Annotated in this window: 13 protein-coding genes; 8 read left to right on the top strand and 5 right to left on the bottom strand. The window is 53.6% G+C overall.

Annotated features, from left to right (window positions below):
* Window positions 1-58: 58 nt before the first annotated feature.
* The 8 genes from secE to rpoC all read left to right on the top strand — a co-directional run bounded on the left by secE (window position 59) and on the right by rpoC (window position 12271).
* Window positions 59-442 (top strand): preprotein translocase subunit SecE, encoded by a 384-nt coding sequence (gene secE, locus JY391_RS21170; protein WP_042293049.1) that lies wholly within the window; start codon window positions 59-61, stop codon window positions 440-442.
* A gap of 1 nt (window position 443) precedes the next feature.
* Window positions 444-989 (top strand): transcription termination/antitermination protein NusG, encoded by a 546-nt coding sequence (nusG, locus tag JY391_RS21165; protein WP_003862341.1) that lies wholly within the window; start codon window positions 444-446, stop codon window positions 987-989.
* 154 nt (window positions 990-1143) lie between these two features.
* Complete coding sequence (rplK, locus tag JY391_RS21160; protein WP_012133815.1) at window positions 1144-1572, top strand: 50S ribosomal protein L11; 429 nt, start codon at window positions 1144-1146, stop codon at window positions 1570-1572.
* A 3-nt stretch (window positions 1573-1575) separates the two neighbouring features.
* Window positions 1576-2280, top strand: a complete 705-nt coding sequence (gene rplA / locus JY391_RS21155; protein WP_001096690.1) for a 50S ribosomal protein L1 — start codon at window positions 1576-1578, stop codon at window positions 2278-2280.
* 414 nt (window positions 2281-2694) lie between these two features.
* On the top strand, window positions 2695-3192 hold the full coding sequence (gene rplJ / locus JY391_RS21150) for a 50S ribosomal protein L10 (protein ID WP_042293041.1): 498 nt from the start codon (window positions 2695-2697) through the stop codon (window positions 3190-3192).
* 66 nt (window positions 3193-3258) lie between these two features.
* Window positions 3259-3624 (top strand): 50S ribosomal protein L7/L12, encoded by a 366-nt coding sequence (gene rplL / locus JY391_RS21145; RefSeq protein ID WP_012133812.1) that lies wholly within the window; start codon window positions 3259-3261, stop codon window positions 3622-3624.
* A gap of 318 nt (window positions 3625-3942) precedes the next feature.
* Window positions 3943-7971: a DNA-directed RNA polymerase subunit beta gene (gene rpoB / locus JY391_RS21140; RefSeq protein WP_042293034.1), complete on the top strand. Its 4029-nt coding sequence runs from the start codon at window positions 3943-3945 to the stop codon at window positions 7969-7971.
* Between the two features lie 76 nt (window positions 7972-8047).
* Window positions 8048-12271, top strand: coding sequence for a DNA-directed RNA polymerase subunit beta' (gene rpoC / locus JY391_RS21135; protein WP_042293032.1), 4224 nt, complete (start codon window positions 8048-8050; stop codon window positions 12269-12271).
* Window positions 12272-12355: 84 nt separating this feature from the next.
* Here the strand turns inward: rpoC and JY391_RS21130 are convergent, their stop codons facing one another.
* The 5 genes from JY391_RS21130 to thiG form a co-directional block, all read right to left on the bottom strand.
* The gene (locus JY391_RS21130) at window positions 12356-12676 is read right to left on the bottom strand and encodes a PTS lactose/cellobiose transporter subunit IIA (RefSeq protein ID WP_181822204.1); all 321 of its coding nucleotides are present in this window, start codon (window positions 12674-12676) and stop codon (window positions 12356-12358) included.
* On the bottom strand, window positions 12676-12984 hold the full coding sequence (locus JY391_RS21125) for a PTS sugar transporter subunit IIB (protein ID WP_211934978.1): 309 nt from the start codon (window positions 12982-12984) through the stop codon (window positions 12676-12678). The genes JY391_RS21130 and JY391_RS21125 overlap by 1 nt, the downstream gene beginning before the upstream one ends.
* Before the next feature lie 183 nt (window positions 12985-13167).
* A complete protein-coding gene (locus JY391_RS21120; RefSeq protein WP_060569354.1) occupies window positions 13168-14706 on the bottom strand; it encodes a sensor domain-containing diguanylate cyclase in 1539 nt (512 codons plus the stop codon).
* A 343-nt stretch (window positions 14707-15049) separates the two neighbouring features.
* Window positions 15050-16183 carry a 2-iminoacetate synthase ThiH gene (gene thiH, locus JY391_RS21115; protein ID WP_211934977.1) on the bottom strand — a complete coding sequence of 378 codons (1134 nt, stop codon included), beginning with the start codon at window positions 16181-16183 and terminating at the stop codon, window positions 15050-15052.
* Entirely contained in the window at window positions 16180-16950 is a 771-nt protein-coding gene (gene thiG, locus JY391_RS21110; protein WP_042293019.1) for a thiazole synthase, read from the bottom strand. The genes thiH and thiG overlap by 4 nt, the downstream gene beginning before the upstream one ends.

Below are 16950 nucleotides of genomic sequence, written 5' to 3'. Positions count from 1 at the left end.
GTTAGCCTCGCATTCGCGGGGTGAAATTATTTGTAGAATTCTTCTGACAGGTTGGTTTATGAGTGCGAATACCGAAGCTCAAGGGAGCGGGCGCGGCCTGGAAGCGATGAAGTGGATCGTCGTCGTGGCGTTGCTGCTCGTGGCAATTGTCGGCAACTATCTTTATCGTGACATGATGCTGCCGCTGCGTGCGCTGGCCGTAGTAATTCTGATTGCTGCAGCGGGTGGTGTCGCGCTGTTGACGACAAAAGGTAAAGCAACGGTTGCTTTTGCCCGCGAAGCGCGTACGGAAGTACGTAAGGTCATTTGGCCGACTCGCCAGGAAACATTGCACACCACGCTGATTGTGGCTGCGGTTACCGCGGTAATGTCACTGATCCTGTGGGGACTGGATGGTATTCTGGTTCGCCTGGTTTCCTTTATCACTGGCCTGAGGTTCTGAGATGTCTGAAGCTCCTAAAAAGCGCTGGTACGTCGTTCAGGCGTTTTCCGGTTTTGAAGGCCGCGTAGCAACGTCGCTGCGCGAGCATATCAAATTACACAATATGGAAGAGTTGTTTGGCGAAGTCATGGTGCCGACCGAAGAAGTGGTCGAAATCCGTGGCGGTCAGCGTCGTAAGAGCGAGCGCAAATTCTTCCCGGGTTACGTACTGGTACAGATGGTCATGAATGACGCGAGCTGGCACTTAGTACGTAGCGTACCGCGTGTGATGGGCTTTATCGGTGGTACTTCCGACCGTCCTGCGCCAATCAGCGATAAAGAAGTTGATGCGATCATGAACCGCCTGCAGCAGGTGGGGGATAAGCCGCGTCCGAAAACGCTGTTTGAGCCGGGTGAAATGGTTCGTGTTAACGATGGTCCGTTCGCTGACTTTAACGGCGTGGTTGAAGAAGTGGATTACGAGAAGTCCCGCCTGAAAGTCTCTGTTTCTATCTTCGGTCGTGCGACCCCGGTAGAACTGGACTTTGCCCAGGTAGAAAAAGCCTAAGCAGCGATCAAAAAAGCGACGATTTAATCGTTGCACAAGGCGCGAGATTGGAATACAATTTCGCGCCTTTTGTTTTTATGGGCCTGGCCCGTAAAACGATTTTATTCACGGGGAGCCTTCCTGAGGCGCTATCACCCAATTCGAGGAATTTAGAATGGCTAAGAAAGTACAAGCCTATGTCAAGCTGCAGGTTGCAGCTGGTATGGCAAACCCGAGTCCGCCGGTTGGTCCAGCACTGGGTCAGCAGGGCGTTAACATCATGGAATTCTGCAAAGCGTTCAACGCAAAAACGGATTCCATCGAAAAAGGTCTGCCGATTCCGGTTGTTATCACCGTTTACGCTGACCGTTCTTTCACTTTCATTACCAAGACTCCGCCGGCAGCCGTTCTGCTGAAGAAAGCGGCTGGCATTAAGTCTGGTTCTGGTAAGCCGAACAAAGACAAAGTGGGTAAAATTTCCCGCGCTCAGCTGCAGGAAATCGCGCAGACCAAAGCTGCCGACATGACTGGTGCCGACATTGAAGCGATGACTCGCTCCATCGAAGGTACTGCACGTTCCATGGGCCTGGTAGTGGAGGACTAAGAAATGGCTAAACTGACCAAGCGCATGCGTGTGATCCGTGAGAAAGTTGATGCGACCAAACAGTACGACATCAACGAAGCTATCTCTCTGCTGAAAGAACTGGCTACCGCTAAGTTCGTAGAAAGCGTAGACGTTGCCGTTAACCTCGGTATCGATGCGCGTAAATCTGACCAGAACGTACGTGGCGCGACTGTACTGCCGCACGGTACTGGCCGTTCCGTTCGCGTAGCCGTATTTACCCAGGGCGCAAACGCTGAAGCTGCTAAAGCTGCTGGCGCTGAACTGGTAGGTATGGAAGATCTGGCTGAACAGATCAAGAAAGGCGAAATGAACTTTGACGTTGTTATTGCTTCTCCGGATGCAATGCGCGTTGTTGGCCAGCTGGGCCAGGTACTGGGTCCGCGTGGCCTGATGCCAAACCCGAAAGTGGGTACTGTAACCCCGAACGTTGCTGAAGCGGTTAAAAACGCGAAAGCGGGTCAGGTTCGTTACCGTAACGACAAAAACGGCATCATCCACACCACCATCGGTAAAGTGGACTTTGACGCTGACAAACTGAAAGAAAACCTGGAAGCTCTGCTGGTTGCGCTGAAAAAAGCAAAACCGTCTCAGGCGAAAGGCGTGTACATCAAGAAAGTTAGCATCTCCACCACCATGGGTGCTGGCGTTGCCGTTGATCAGGCTGGTCTGAGCGCATCTGCGAACTAAGATTAGCTTTACGTGGGCGGTGGTTTTGTCTACAATTCTACCCCCACGATTCTGCAAATAGCAGATTTATATTCGAGATATTCAGTTTGTGGCAAGGCAGCAACTGAGCGAATCGCCAGGAGCATAGCGAACTCTGTGACTGGTGTGAGCGAAGGAAGCTAACGCCGCCACAGGCTGAATAGCGAAGAATAGAAAGAATTTGTTCGTTGGAGCCTGGCCTATCCAGGCCTCCGTCGAAGACCGCAGGTGTTTCGTAAGAAACTTAATGCCCTGCGTAGACGGTGACAGAACGCTAAGATTATTTTTGGATATTCTGGCTTGTTTCTGCTCACCGTATTAAGACGCTCTCTCCGATGGGAAGAGTGAAGTGAGTTCCGGAACATGAGTTCCGGCAAACATCCAGGAGCAAAGCTAATGGCTTTAAATCTTCAAGACAAACAAGCGATTGTTGCTGAAGTCAGCGAAGTAGCCAAAGGCGCGCTGTCTGCAGTAGTTGCGGATTCCCGTGGCGTAACTGTAGATAAAATGACTGAACTGCGTAAAGCAGGTCGTGAAGCTGGCGTTTACATGCGTGTTGTTCGTAACACCCTGCTGCGCCGTGCTGTTGAAGGTTCTCCGTTCGAGTGCCTGAAAGACACGTTTGTTGGTCCGACCCTGATTGCATACTCTATGGAACACCCGGGCGCTGCTGCTCGTCTGTTCAAAGAGTTCGCGAAAGCGAATGCAAAATTTGAGGTCAAAGCCGCTGCCTTTGAAGGTGAGCTGATCCCGGCGTCTCAGATCGACCGCCTGGCAACTCTGCCGACCTACGAAGAAGCAATTGCACGCCTGATGGCAACCATGAAAGAAGCTTCGGCTGGCAAACTGGTTCGTACTCTGGCTGCTGTACGCGATGCGAAAGAAGCGGCTTAATCGCCGTTATCTTTATAAAGCATCCGCTTACGTATAAACTTATTCTGATATTCAGGAACAATTTAAATGTCTATCACTAAAGATCAAATCATTGAAGCAGTATCCGCTATGTCCGTAATGGACGTTGTAGAACTGATCTCTGCAATGGAAGAAAAATTCGGTGTTTCCGCTGCTGCTGCTGTAGCTGTAGCTGCTGGCCCGGTTGAAGCTGCTGAAGAAAAAACTGAATTCGACGTAATTCTGAAAGCTGCTGGCGCTAACAAAGTTGCTGTTATCAAAGCAGTACGTGGCGCAACTGGCCTGGGTCTGAAAGAAGCTAAAGACCTGGTAGAATCTGCTCCGGCCGCTCTGAAAGAAGGCGTGAGCAAAGATGACGCTGAAGCACTGAAAAAATCTCTGGAAGAAGCTGGCGCTGAAGTTGAAGTTAAATAAGCCAACCCTTCCGGTTGCAGCCTAAGCGATTAGGCTGATGGCTGGTGACTTTTTGGTCACCAGCCTTTTTGCGCTGTAAGGCGCCAGTAGCGTTTCACACTGTTTGACTACTGCTGTGCCTTTCAATGCTTGTTTCTATCGACGACTTAATATACTGCGACAGAACGCCCGTTCTGTGTAAATCGCAATGAAATGGTTTAAGCGTGATAGCAACAGGCATTGCGGAAAGTATCCATTTTCCGGTCAACAAAATAGTGTTGCACAAACTGTCCCTGTGCAGGACAGATGGGTCGACTTGTCAGCGAGCTGAGGAACCCTATGGTTTACTCCTATACCGAGAAAAAACGTATTCGTAAGGATTTTGGTAAACGTCCACAAGTTCTGGATGTGCCTTATCTCCTTTCTATCCAGCTTGACTCGTTTCAGAAGTTTATCGAGCAAGATCCTGAAGGGCAGTATGGTCTGGAAGCTGCATTCCGTTCCGTGTTCCCGATTCAGAGCTACAGCGGTAATTCCGAGCTGCAATACGTCAGCTACCGCCTTGGCGAACCGGTGTTTGACGTTCAGGAATGTCAGATCCGTGGCGTGACCTATTCCGCACCGCTGCGCGTAAAACTGCGTCTGGTGATCTACGAGCGCGAAGCGCCGGAAGGCACCGTAAAAGACATTAAAGAACAAGAAGTCTACATGGGTGAAATTCCACTCATGACAGACAACGGTACTTTCGTTATCAACGGTACTGAGCGTGTTATCGTTTCCCAGCTGCATCGTAGCCCGGGCGTCTTCTTCGACAGCGATAAAGGTAAAACACACTCTTCCGGTAAAGTACTGTATAACGCGCGTATCATTCCTTACCGTGGTTCCTGGCTGGATTTCGAATTCGATCCGAAGGACAACCTGTTCGTCCGTATCGACCGTCGCCGTAAACTGCCTGCGACTATCATTCTGCGTGCGTTGAACTACACCACAGAGCAGATCCTGGACCTTTTCTTCGAAAAAGTCGTCTTTGAGATCCGCGACAACAAGCTGCAGATGGAGCTTGTACCGGAACGCCTGCGTGGTGAAACCGCCTCCTTCGATATCGAAGCGAACGGTAAAATCTACGTTGAAAAAGGCCGCCGCATTACTGCACGTCATATTCGTCAGCTGGAAAAAGACGATATCAAACATATCGAAGTTCCGGTTGAATATATTGCAGGAAAAGTAGCCTCGAAAGATTACGTTGATGAATCTACTGGCGAGCTGATCTGCCCGGCGAACATGGAGCTGAGCCTGGATCTGCTGGCTAAGCTGAGCCAGTCTGGCCACAAACGTATCGAAACGCTGTTTACCAACGATCTGGATCACGGCCCGTACATTTCTGAAACGGTACGCGTCGACCCGACCAACGATCGTCTGAGCGCGCTGGTAGAAATCTACCGTATGATGCGCCCGGGTGAGCCGCCGACACGTGAAGCAGCGGAAAGCCTGTTCGAGAACCTGTTCTTCTCCGAAGACCGTTATGATCTGTCTGCGGTCGGTCGCATGAAGTTCAACCGTTCTCTGCTGCGTGATGAAATCGAAGGTTCCGGTATCCTGAGCAAAGACGACATCATCGAAGTGATGAAGAAGCTCATCGATATCCGTAACGGTAAAGGCGAAGTCGATGATATCGACCACCTCGGCAACCGCCGTATCCGTTCCGTAGGCGAAATGGCGGAAAACCAGTTCCGCGTTGGCCTGGTGCGTGTAGAGCGTGCGGTGAAAGAGCGTCTGTCTCTGGGCGATCTCGATACCCTGATGCCTCAGGATATGATCAACGCCAAACCGATTTCTGCGGCAGTGAAAGAGTTCTTCGGCTCCAGCCAGCTGTCTCAGTTTATGGACCAGAACAACCCGCTGTCTGAGATCACGCACAAGCGTCGTATCTCCGCACTCGGCCCGGGTGGTCTGACCCGTGAACGCGCAGGCTTCGAAGTTCGAGACGTACACCCGACCCACTACGGTCGCGTATGTCCAATCGAAACGCCTGAAGGTCCAAACATCGGTCTGATCAACTCCCTGTCCGTGTACGCGCAGACGAACGAGTATGGCTTCCTTGAGACGCCGTACCGTCGCGTGGTTGATGGCGTGGTAACCGATGAAATTCATTACCTGTCTGCTATTGAAGAAGGCAACTTCGTTATCGCTCAGGCGAACTCCAACCTGGATGAAGACGGCCACTTCGTAGAAGATCTGGTGACCTGCCGTAGCAAAGGCGAATCCAGCTTGTTCAGCCGCGACCAGGTTGACTACATGGACGTATCCACCCAGCAGGTGGTATCCGTCGGTGCGTCCCTGATCCCGTTCCTGGAACACGATGACGCCAACCGTGCATTGATGGGTGCGAACATGCAACGTCAGGCCGTTCCGACTCTGCGTGCAGATAAGCCGCTGGTTGGTACCGGTATGGAACGTGCTGTTGCCGTTGACTCCGGTGTGACTGCCGTTGCTAAGCGTGGCGGTACCGTTCAGTACGTGGATGCCTCCCGTATCGTTATCAAAGTTAACGAAGACGAGATGTATCCGGGCGAAGCGGGTATCGATATCTACAACCTGACCAAATACACCCGCTCTAACCAGAACACCTGTATCAACCAGATGCCGTGTGTTTCCCTGGGTGAGCCGGTTGAGCGCGGCGACGTGCTGGCAGACGGTCCGTCCACCGACCTCGGTGAACTGGCGCTCGGTCAGAACATGCGCGTAGCGTTCATGCCGTGGAACGGCTACAACTTCGAAGACTCCATCCTCGTGTCCGAGCGTGTTGTCCAGGAAGACCGTTTCACCACCATCCACATTCAGGAACTGGCGTGTGTGTCCCGTGACACCAAGCTGGGGCCGGAAGAGATCACCGCTGACATCCCGAACGTGGGTGAAGCTGCGCTCTCCAAACTGGATGAATCCGGTATCGTTTATATCGGTGCGGAAGTGACCGGCGGCGACATTCTGGTAGGTAAGGTCACGCCGAAAGGTGAAACCCAACTGACGCCAGAAGAGAAACTGCTGCGTGCGATCTTCGGTGAGAAAGCGTCTGATGTGAAAGACTCTTCTCTGCGCGTACCAAACGGTGTTTCCGGTACGGTTATCGACGTTCAGGTCTTTACCCGCGATGGCGTAGAAAAAGACAAGCGCGCGCTGGAAATCGAAGAAATGCAGCTCAAGCAGGCGAAGAAAGACCTGTCTGAAGAACTGCAGATCCTCGAAGCGGGCCTGTTTAGCCGTATCCACGCAGTGCTGGTTTCCGGTGGCGTTGAAGCTGAGAAGCTCGACAAACTGCCGCGTGACCGCTGGCTGGAGCTGGGCCTGACCGACGAAGAGAAACAAAATCAGCTGGAACAGCTGGCTGAGCAGTATGACGAACTGAAACACGAGTTCGAGAAAAAACTCGAAGCGAAACGCCGTAAAATCACCCAGGGCGACGATCTGGCACCGGGCGTGCTGAAGATCGTTAAGGTCTATCTGGCGGTTAAACGTCGGATCCAGCCTGGTGATAAGATGGCAGGTCGTCACGGTAACAAGGGTGTAATTTCTAAGATCAACCCGATCGAAGATATGCCTTACGATGAAAACGGTACGCCGGTAGACATCGTACTGAACCCGCTGGGCGTACCGTCTCGTATGAACATCGGTCAGATCCTGGAAACCCACCTGGGTATGGCTGCGAAAGGTATCGGCGACAAGATTAACGCCATGCTGAAACAGCAGCAGGAAGTCGCGAAACTGCGCGAATTCATCCAGCGTGCGTACGATCTGGGCGCTGACGTTCGTCAGAAAGTTGACCTGAATACCTTCAGCGATGAAGAAGTTCTGCGTCTGGCTGAAAACCTGCGCAAAGGTATGCCAATCGCAACGCCGGTGTTCGACGGTGCGAAAGAAGCGGAAATTAAAGAGCTGCTGAAACTGGGTGACCTGCCGACTTCCGGTCAGATCACGCTGTTCGACGGCCGTACGGGTGAACAGTTCGAGCGTCCGGTAACCGTAGGTTACATGTACATGCTGAAACTGAACCACCTGGTCGACGACAAGATGCATGCTCGTTCCACCGGTTCCTACAGCCTGGTTACTCAGCAGCCGCTGGGTGGTAAGGCGCAGTTCGGTGGTCAGCGCTTCGGGGAGATGGAAGTGTGGGCGCTGGAAGCATACGGCGCGGCATACACCCTGCAGGAAATGCTCACCGTTAAGTCTGATGACGTGAATGGTCGTACTAAGATGTATAAGAACATCGTGGACGGCAACCATCAGATGGAACCGGGCATGCCGGAATCCTTCAACGTACTGTTGAAAGAGATTCGTTCGCTGGGTATCAACATCGAACTGGAAGACGAGTAATTCTCGCTCAAACAGGTCACTGCTGTCGGGGTAACACCCGGCAGCGGAATGTGCTAACTCCGACGGGAGCAAATCCGTGAAAGACTTATTAAAGTTTCTGAAAGCGCAAACTAAAACCGAAGAGTTTGATGCGATCAAAATTGCTCTGGCTTCGCCAGACATGATCCGTTCATGGTCTTTCGGTGAAGTTAAGAAGCCGGAAACCATCAACTACCGTACGTTCAAACCTGAGCGTGACGGCCTTTTCTGCGCCCGTATCTTTGGGCCGGTAAAAGATTACGAGTGCCTGTGCGGTAAGTACAAGCGCCTGAAACACCGCGGTGTGATCTGTGAGAAGTGCGGCGTAGAAGTGACCCAGACCAAAGTGCGCCGTGAGCGTATGGGCCACATCGAGCTGGCCTCTCCGACTGCTCACATCTGGTTCCTGAAATCTCTGCCGTCCCGTATCGGCCTGCTGCTCGATATGCCGTTGCGCGATATCGAACGCGTGCTGTACTTCGAATCCTATGTGGTTATCGAAGGCGGTATGACCAACCTGGAACGCCAGCAGATCCTGACTGAAGAACAGTATCTGGATGCGCTGGAAGAGTTCGGTGACGAATTCGACGCGAAAATGGGCGCCGAAGCGATCCAGGCCCTGCTGAAGAGCATGGATCTGGAGCAAGAATGTGAAACGCTGCGCGAAGAGCTGAACGAAACCAACTCCGAAACCAAGCGTAAGAAGCTGACCAAGCGTATCAAACTGCTGGAAGCGTTCGTACAGTCCGGCAACAAGCCGGAGTGGATGATCCTGACCGTTCTGCCGGTTCTGCCGCCAGATCTGCGTCCGCTGGTTCCGCTGGATGGCGGTCGTTTCGCAACGTCGGATCTGAACGATCTGTACCGCCGCGTGATCAACCGTAACAACCGTCTGAAACGTCTGCTGGATCTGGCTGCGCCGGACATCATCGTACGCAACGAAAAACGTATGCTGCAGGAAGCGGTTGACGCCCTGCTGGATAACGGTCGTCGCGGTCGTGCGATCACCGGTTCTAACAAGCGTCCTCTGAAATCTTTAGCCGACATGATCAAAGGTAAGCAGGGTCGTTTCCGTCAGAACCTGCTCGGTAAGCGTGTTGACTACTCCGGTCGTTCTGTTATCACCGTAGGTCCATACCTGCGTCTGCATCAGTGCGGCCTGCCGAAGAAAATGGCGCTGGAGCTGTTCAAACCATTCATTTACGGCAAGCTGGAACTGCGTGGCCTCGCCACCACCATCAAAGCCGCGAAGAAAATGGTTGAGCGCGAAGAAGCTGTCGTTTGGGATATCCTGGACGAAGTGATCCGCGAACACCCGGTACTGTTGAACCGTGCGCCGACGCTGCACCGTCTGGGTATCCAGGCATTCGAACCGGTACTGATCGAAGGTAAAGCTATCCAGCTGCACCCGCTGGTTTGTGCGGCGTATAACGCCGACTTCGATGGTGACCAGATGGCTGTTCACGTACCGCTGACGCTGGAAGCCCAGCTCGAAGCGCGTGCGCTGATGATGTCTACCAACAACATCCTGTCCCCGGCGAACGGCGAACCTATCATCGTTCCGTCTCAGGACGTTGTACTGGGTCTGTACTACATGACCCGTGACAGTGTTAACGCCAAAGGCGAAGGCATGGTGCTGACTGGCCCGAAAGAAGCTGAGCGTATTTATCGCGCTGGCCTGGCCTCTCTGCATGCGCGCGTCAAAGTGCGTATCACTGAATACGAAAAAGATGCTAACGGCGAATTCGTTGCGAAAACCAGCCTGAAAGACACGACCATTGGCCGTGCCATTCTGTGGATGATCGTACCGAAAGGTCTGCCTTTCTCCATCGTCAACCAGGCGCTGGGTAAGAAAGCGATCTCCAAAATGCTGAACACCTGCTACCGTATTCTGGGCCTGAAACCGACCGTAATTTTTGCGGACCAGACGATGTATACCGGCTTTGCGTATGCAGCGCGTTCAGGTGCATCCGTTGGTATCGATGACATGGTCATCCCGGACAAAAAATACGAAATCATCTCTGAGGCGGAAGCCGAAGTTGCTGAGATTCAGGAACAGTTCCAGTCTGGTCTGGTGACCGCGGGCGAACGCTATAACAAAGTGATCGATATCTGGGCTGCGGCGAACGATCGTGTATCCAAAGCGATGATGGATAACCTGCAAACCGAAACCGTGATTAACCGTGACGGTCAGGAAGAACAGCAGGTTTCCTTCAACAGCATCTACATGATGGCCGACTCCGGTGCGCGTGGTTCCGCTGCTCAGATTCGTCAGTTGGCGGGTATGCGTGGTCTGATGGCGAAGCCGGATGGCTCCATCATCGAAACGCCAATCACCGCGAACTTCCGTGAAGGTCTGAACGTACTCCAGTACTTCATCTCCACGCACGGTGCGCGTAAAGGTCTGGCGGATACCGCGCTGAAAACGGCGAACTCCGGTTATCTGACCCGTCGTCTGGTTGACGTGGCGCAGGATCTGGTGGTAACCGAAGACGACTGTGGTACGCACGAAGGTATCCTGATGACGCCGGTTATCGAGGGTGGCGACGTTAAAGAACCGCTGCGCGATCGCGTACTGGGTCGTGTTACCGCTGAAGACGTACTGAAGCCGGGTACTGCCGACATTCTGGTTCCGCGCAACACGCTGCTGCACGAACAGTGGTGTGACCTGCTGGAAGAGAACTCTGTCGATGCCGTGAAAGTGCGTTCCGTCGTATCCTGCGACACCGACTTTGGTGTCTGTGCGCACTGCTACGGTCGTGACCTGGCGCGTGGCCACATCATCAACAAAGGTGAGGCTATCGGCGTTATCGCGGCACAGTCCATCGGTGAACCGGGTACACAGCTGACGATGCGTACGTTCCACATCGGTGGTGCGGCATCTCGTGCGGCTGCGGAATCCAGCATCCAGGTGAAAAACAAAGGTAGTATCAAGCTCAGCAACGCGAAGTCGGTTGTGAACTCCAGCGGTAAACTGGTTATCACCTCCCGTAACACCGAGCTGAAGCTGATCGACGAATTCGGTCGTACCAAAGAGAGCTATAAAGTGCCTTACGGCGCGGTTATGGCGAAAGGTGATGGCGAGCAGGTTGCCGGCGGTGAAACCGTTGCAAACTGGGATCCGCACACCATGCCGGTTATCACCGAAGTAAGTGGTTTCATCCGCTTTACTGACATGATTGACGGCCAGACCATTACTCGTCAGACCGACGAGCTGACCGGTCTGTCTTCTCTGGTGGTTCTGGATTCTGCTGAACGTACTACCGGCGGTAAAGATCTGCGTCCTGCACTGAAAATCGTTGATGCTCAGGGTAACGACGTGCTGATCCCGGGTACCGATATGCCTGCGCAGTACTTCCTGCCGGGTAAAGCGATTGTACAGCTGGAAGATGGCGTACAGATCAGCTCTGGTGACACCCTGGCGCGTATTCCGCAGGAATCCGGCGGTACCAAGGATATCACCGGTGGTCTGCCGCGCGTTGCGGACCTGTTCGAAGCCCGTCGTCCGAAAGAGCCGGCAATCCTGGCTGAAATCAGCGGTATTATTTCCTTCGGTAAAGAGACCAAAGGGAAACGTCGTCTGGTTATCACCCCGGTAGACGGTAGCGAGCCATACGAAGAGATGATTCCGAAATGGCGTCAGCTCAACGTGTTCGAAGGTGAACGTGTAGAACGTGGTGACGTGGTTTCCGACGGTCCGGAAGCGCCGCACGACATCCTGCGTCTGCGTGGTGTGCATGCTGTGACCCGTTACATTGTTAACGAAGTCCAGGACGTATACCGTCTGCAGGGCGTTAAGATTAACGATAAGCACATCGAAGTTATCGTTCGTCAGATGCTGCGTAAAGCTACCATCGAAAACGCGGGCAGCTCCGACTTCCTGGAAGGCGAGCAGGTTGAATACTCCCGCGTCAAGATCGCGAACCGCGAACTGGAAGCGAACGGCAAAGTGGGCGCAACGTACTCCCGCGATCTGCTGGGTATCACCAAAGCGTCTCTGGCTACCGAATCGTTCATTTCTGCCGCATCGTTCCAGGAAACCACGCGTGTCCTGACCGAAGCAGCCGTTGCGGGTAAACGCGACGAACTGCGTGGCCTGAAAGAGAACGTTATCGTGGGTCGTCTGATCCCGGCAGGTACCGGTTACGCGTACCACCAGGATCGTATGCGTCGTCGCGCAGCGGGCGAACTGCCAGCTGCACCGCAGGTGACTGCCGAAGATGCATCCGCGAGCCTTGCAGAACTGCTGAACGCAGGTCTGGGCGGTTCCGACAACGAATAATCGTTGATGCCTTTAACAAAAAACCCGCTTCGGCGGGTTTTTTTATACTTTTTTCAGCCCGGTAAGCGTCTCGCCACCGCGTTTTTATTCGTTCGAAAGCGGTAGCCGACGATAAAGCTCAATCATATCGCCCGCCAGATCCTGGATGACCATCGCGTTCATCAGGTGATCCTGCGAGTGGACGGTAATCAGGTTAACCGGCAGCTTTCCTGTACCTTCATCGAGCCCAATAAGCTGCGTCTGGATGGTGTGCGCATGCTTCACATACTCGCGCGACTCTTCCATCGCTTTTTCGGCTTCGTCAAAATCACCTTTGCGAGCCATCTGCAACGCTGTCAGGGCAGCACTGCGCGCCGCACCCGCGTTGACCAGCAGTTCCATGATTGTCGTTTCTAAATCTTCCATTATGACTCCAGCAGTTTGAGCGCTTTTTCCAGTACGGCATCGCCTTTCATCATGCCGTAATCCATCATGTCGATCACCGCGACCTTCTTGCCCAGCGGATCGGCCTGCGCCTGCAGTTTTGCCTGCTCGTATTTCACCTGCGGGCCCAGCAGAACAATATCCGCCGTGGCGATATTTTCCTTGAACTCGGCGACGGGCACTGCCTTGATAGTGACTTCAACGCCTTTCTTCAGAGCGGCATCTTTCATTCGTTGTACCAGCATGCTGGTGGACATCCCGGCGGCACAGCATAAAACGATGTTCTTCATAGTTGGCTCTCACGGTTCCGTTGATACTTCATCTTTAGTCCCGCTGCAGGCAGAGAACAACCGGCTCACGTTGAATGTGTGTAAAGCATCACAAAGAAACCGCACAAAAAATGAAACCGGTTACGGTTTTTCTTAATTCGTAAAAAAGCCCGTCGTGACGGGCTTTGCAGGGTGGGGTCGAAATTAGCCGTTGGTGGTGATGATGCGATTCTTGCCTTCCTGTTTCGCTTTATACAAGGCTTCATCTACCCGCATCACCAACTGTTCCTGGCTTTCCAGATTCCATTCACCCAGTCCGGCGCTGAAGGTGACATGTAACCCTTCCTCGCGCCAGGTTCGCCGGGCGATCTGTTCACGCCAGCGTTCCAGCAACGGAAGCGCATTGTTTAACTGCTCACCCGAAAACAGTACGGCAAATTCTTCACCGCCATAGCGGTACAAGGACACCGCCTCGGGTTGCAGGATCTGAATGCCTTCACGCGCGACGTTGCGTAAAACAATGTCTCCGTTCAGGTGGCCCCATGTGTCATTGATGGATTTAAAGTTATCAATATCTACCAGCGCCAGGGCAAACGGTTGGTGATCGTTCATCAGCGCGGCAATGTCGTTATCAAACGCGCGCCGGTTTTTACAGCCGGTCAGGGCGTCAATCGTCGCCTGACGCACGTAAATCAACTCGCGTTCTTTGTTGGATTCAATGGCCTTACTGAGCATCGCTTCAAGACGCGGCGCGCGGTTAACGTCGCCGGTTTTGATCGCATTGATAATGTTCATCAGTACCGTACGCGAAGCGTGACGCAAATAAAGGCCGAACAATGCAATCATGATGGCGGCGAGGGCAAAGCCCCAGGCGACAATATTGGTCTCATGGCGCGTCAGATCCAACAGCGTGGGATTCGACACCCGATAAATCACAAACCAGTCTGGGTTAGTAAATGAATAGTAGTAGTACCAGGTTTGGCTGTCCGGATCGTACAGGTTCCCTTCGCCGCTGGTCATCTTATTCATGATGTCTTTACTGACGTACTGCTTGAACAACGCGCCCGTATCCGGATGAAGCACCACCTGCCCGTCTCGATCGACCACGAAAAATTCTCCCTGTACAGGGGCAACCATCTGACGCAGGGTATACCCCATCGAGGTCAGATCGAGGTGAAATGCGATACTGCCTTTCAGTTTGCCCTCCGGCGAAATTATGGGTTTGTAGATCGTCACCGTCGGATTGCGGGTGAAGTGGTCAAGGTAGGGTGAGGTGTAGCGACTAAAGGTGCTGGCCTCGGCTTGATCCATAAACCACGGGCGCGTTTTGGCGTCAAAAGACCGACTGCGTTCGTTGTTCAGCACCTGCGGCGCGCGCAGATAATGACCCTCAATATCAGCCAGCGAGACGGAAGAGACGGAAGGCATCAGCGTTTGTAACTGCATCAGCGTCTTCAGGCCGTTGTCCGGGTCGAGGTTCACCGTTTCATTCAAATGATCATTGCGGGAAAAAAAGGTCGCCGCGCGGCCCAGAATATAATCATTTTCCCGCAACAGCGATTCGGTATAGTTCACCGCGAGGTTATGGGTAAAGTTACGGTTGATGTTATGATAATCCTCAAGGAAATCATTCCGTTGAGTAAACGTAATAAAGATGGCGATCAGCACAAAGCTCAGCAAGATCCCCGTAAAGCTCACCAGTATGGGTGTGGTAAAAGAGAGTTTTCTGTTATGACGTGCCATTACTGTTACTTGTTCCAGAAGGTAAAAATCCTGAAGATAAGTGCGCCGTGAAACGCGCAAAGTGGCTTTGCATATCAGGAAAGGATGCCTGTAATTATAATCCCGACAATATGACTCGCGGTGATTTATCTTAAATATTACGCCGTCTTGTTGCCACTTTTCGCTGAAACTGGGATTTAACCTCGCCGATAGCAGTGAGGGCAGGGCGAAACGAGGAAGAAGCTTTTCGCCCTGGACAGCACTGCTGACGGACGTACCTTAAAAAAGCGGGTGGCTGACAGCAACCGCCCGTTTTCTGTTCTCCGTAGCGGCACGGAGAATAATTACCGGTTTACATTATCGTTCATGATCTTTGCGAGACGCGCCCAAGGTATGGGTCCCAGTCCTTCCACACCGGCTGTAACCCCCGGGCGCTAAGCGCGTCGGCGACAGCGGCAGGACGCCGGTTATCATGGGGGACGAACTGCTCCAGTTCAGGATGGTTGTCGGCATAGCCGCCTGGCTGCGTTTTCGAGAAGGCGCTGACGTTATTGATGGCCAGCGGAATAACGTGGTCCCGAAACCACGGTGACTCCCGCGTGGACAGCGACAGCTCAATCTCCGGCGCGAACAGACGAAAGGCGCAAATGGTCTGCACCAGTTGACGTTCATCCATGAGCGATGCTGGCGCTATACCCCCCGTGCACGGACGCAGGCGCGGGAAAGAGACAGAATACCGGCTCTGCCAGTAGTGTTGCTGCAACCAGAGCAGATGTTCAGCCATCATGTAGCAATCGACCCGCCAACTGTCTGAAAGGCCAATCAGCGCGCCAAGGCCAATTTTATCGATCCCGGCGCGCCCCAGACGATCCGGCGTTTCGAGCCGCCAGATAAAGTCCTGCTTCTTGCCCCGGAGATGGTGTTGCGCATACTGCGCCTCATGCCAGGTTTCCTGATACACCATCACGCCGTCAAGTCCCAGCGTTTTTAGTTCGGCGTACTCCGCTTCCGATAATGGCTGCACCTCCATCTGCAACGATGAAAACCGACGACGAATAGCGGGAAGGTGGTGACGAAAATAGTCCATTCCCACCTTAGCCTGATGTTCACCGGTCACCAGCAGCAGATGCTCAAACCCCAGCTCGCGAATGGCGTCGCACTCCCGCGCAATCTCTGCCTCATCCAGCGTCTTGCGCTTGATGCGGTTGCTCATTGAAAAACCACAGTAAGTACAGTCGTTTGCACACAAATTAGAGAGATACAGCGGAACGTAAAAGCTTACCGTGTTGCCGAAGCGCTGGCGGGTAAGCTTCTGCGCCCGCTGCGCCAGCGGTTCCAGATACGCGCTGGCCGCAGGTGACAGCAACGCCATCATATCGTCACGGCTGAGTACGTGAGCGTTAAGCGCCCGTTCCACGTCAGCGGACGTTTTGCTGTTGATGCGCAGGCGAATATCATCCCAGTCCAGCTGTCGCCAGCGCTCAGTGAACGTTTTCATACTGACGCCTCCAGAAAGCCCGTCAGCGGGCTGGTGGCGCTGGCGCTGGCGCGACGAGAGCCGGGCACCGCCTGGCGTGCCAGTAACCCGGCTTCGACCGCCAGGCGGAAGGCGCTCGCCATGGTGACCGGATCGTCAGCCACCGCGATGGCCGTATTAACCAGCACGGCATCCGCCCCCATTTCCAGGGCCTGCGCCGCGTGGCTGGGGATGCCAATGCCAGCGTCCACCACCACCGGAACAGTCGCCTGTTGGATGATGATCTCCAGCATCGCGCGCGTTTCCAGCCCCTGATTAGAGCCAATTGGCGCGCCTAACGGCATCACCGCCGCGCAGCCTGCTTCTTCCAGCCGTTTGCACAACACCGGGTCAGCGCCGCAGTAGGGCAATACTACGAATCCCTGTTTCACCAGCGCGTCGGCGGCTTTCACTGTTTCGATGGGGTCCGGCAGCAGCCAGCGGGCATCAGGATGGATTTCGAGCTTCAGCCAGTTTGTCCCGAGCGCTTCGCGCGCCAGCTGTGCGGCAAAAATGGCTTCTTCAGCCGTTTTCGCGCCGGAGGTGTTAGGTAACAGCGTCATACCTGCCTCGATCAGCGGCGCGAGTATCGCGTCATTTGGCTTATGCAAATCTACCCGCTTCATCGCCAGCGTCACCAACTGACTGCCTGAGGCGCGGATGGCGTCAATCATCAACTGCGGCGAGGCAAATTTCCCCGTGCCGGTAAACAGATGTGAATCAAAGGTTTTATCTGCGATACGTAACAT

The organism is Citrobacter sedlakii (assembly GCF_018128425.1).
GTDB classification, from domain to species: domain Bacteria; phylum Pseudomonadota; class Gammaproteobacteria; order Enterobacterales; family Enterobacteriaceae; genus Citrobacter_A; species Citrobacter_A sedlakii.
Note: the sequence above shows the minus strand (reverse complement) of the source record. Positions and strands in the feature narration are given on the sequence as shown.

What these genes read in the sequence shown, in the direction of transcription:
- JY391_RS21120 (WP_060569354.1), bottom strand. Translation starts at nt 14,706, where the DNA reads ATGGCACGTCATAACAGAAAACTCTCTTTTACCACACCCATACTGGTG.
- JY391_RS21130 (WP_181822204.1), bottom strand. Translation starts at nt 12,676, where the DNA reads ATGGAAGATTTAGAAACGACAATCATGGAACTGCTGGTCAACGCGGGT.
- rplA (WP_001096690.1), top strand. Translation starts at nt 1,576, where the DNA reads ATGGCTAAACTGACCAAGCGCATGCGTGTGATCCGTGAGAAAGTTGAT.
- thiH (WP_211934977.1), bottom strand. Translation starts at nt 16,183, where the DNA reads ATGAAAACGTTCACTGAGCGCTGGCGACAGCTGGACTGGGATGATATT.
- rpoB (WP_042293034.1), top strand. Translation starts at nt 3,943, where the DNA reads ATGGTTTACTCCTATACCGAGAAAAAACGTATTCGTAAGGATTTTGGT.
- rplL (WP_012133812.1), top strand. Translation starts at nt 3,259, where the DNA reads ATGTCTATCACTAAAGATCAAATCATTGAAGCAGTATCCGCTATGTCC.
- nusG (WP_003862341.1), top strand. Translation starts at nt 444, where the DNA reads ATGTCTGAAGCTCCTAAAAAGCGCTGGTACGTCGTTCAGGCGTTTTCC.
- rplK (WP_012133815.1), top strand. Translation starts at nt 1,144, where the DNA reads ATGGCTAAGAAAGTACAAGCCTATGTCAAGCTGCAGGTTGCAGCTGGT.
- thiG (WP_042293019.1), bottom strand. Translation starts at nt 16,950, where the DNA reads ATGTTACGTATCGCAGATAAAACCTTTGATTCACATCTGTTTACCGGC.
- rplJ (WP_042293041.1), top strand. Translation starts at nt 2,695, where the DNA reads ATGGCTTTAAATCTTCAAGACAAACAAGCGATTGTTGCTGAAGTCAGC.
- secE (WP_042293049.1), top strand. Translation starts at nt 59, where the DNA reads ATGAGTGCGAATACCGAAGCTCAAGGGAGCGGGCGCGGCCTGGAAGCG.
- JY391_RS21125 (WP_211934978.1), bottom strand. Translation starts at nt 12,984, where the DNA reads ATGAAGAACATCGTTTTATGCTGTGCCGCCGGGATGTCCACCAGCATG.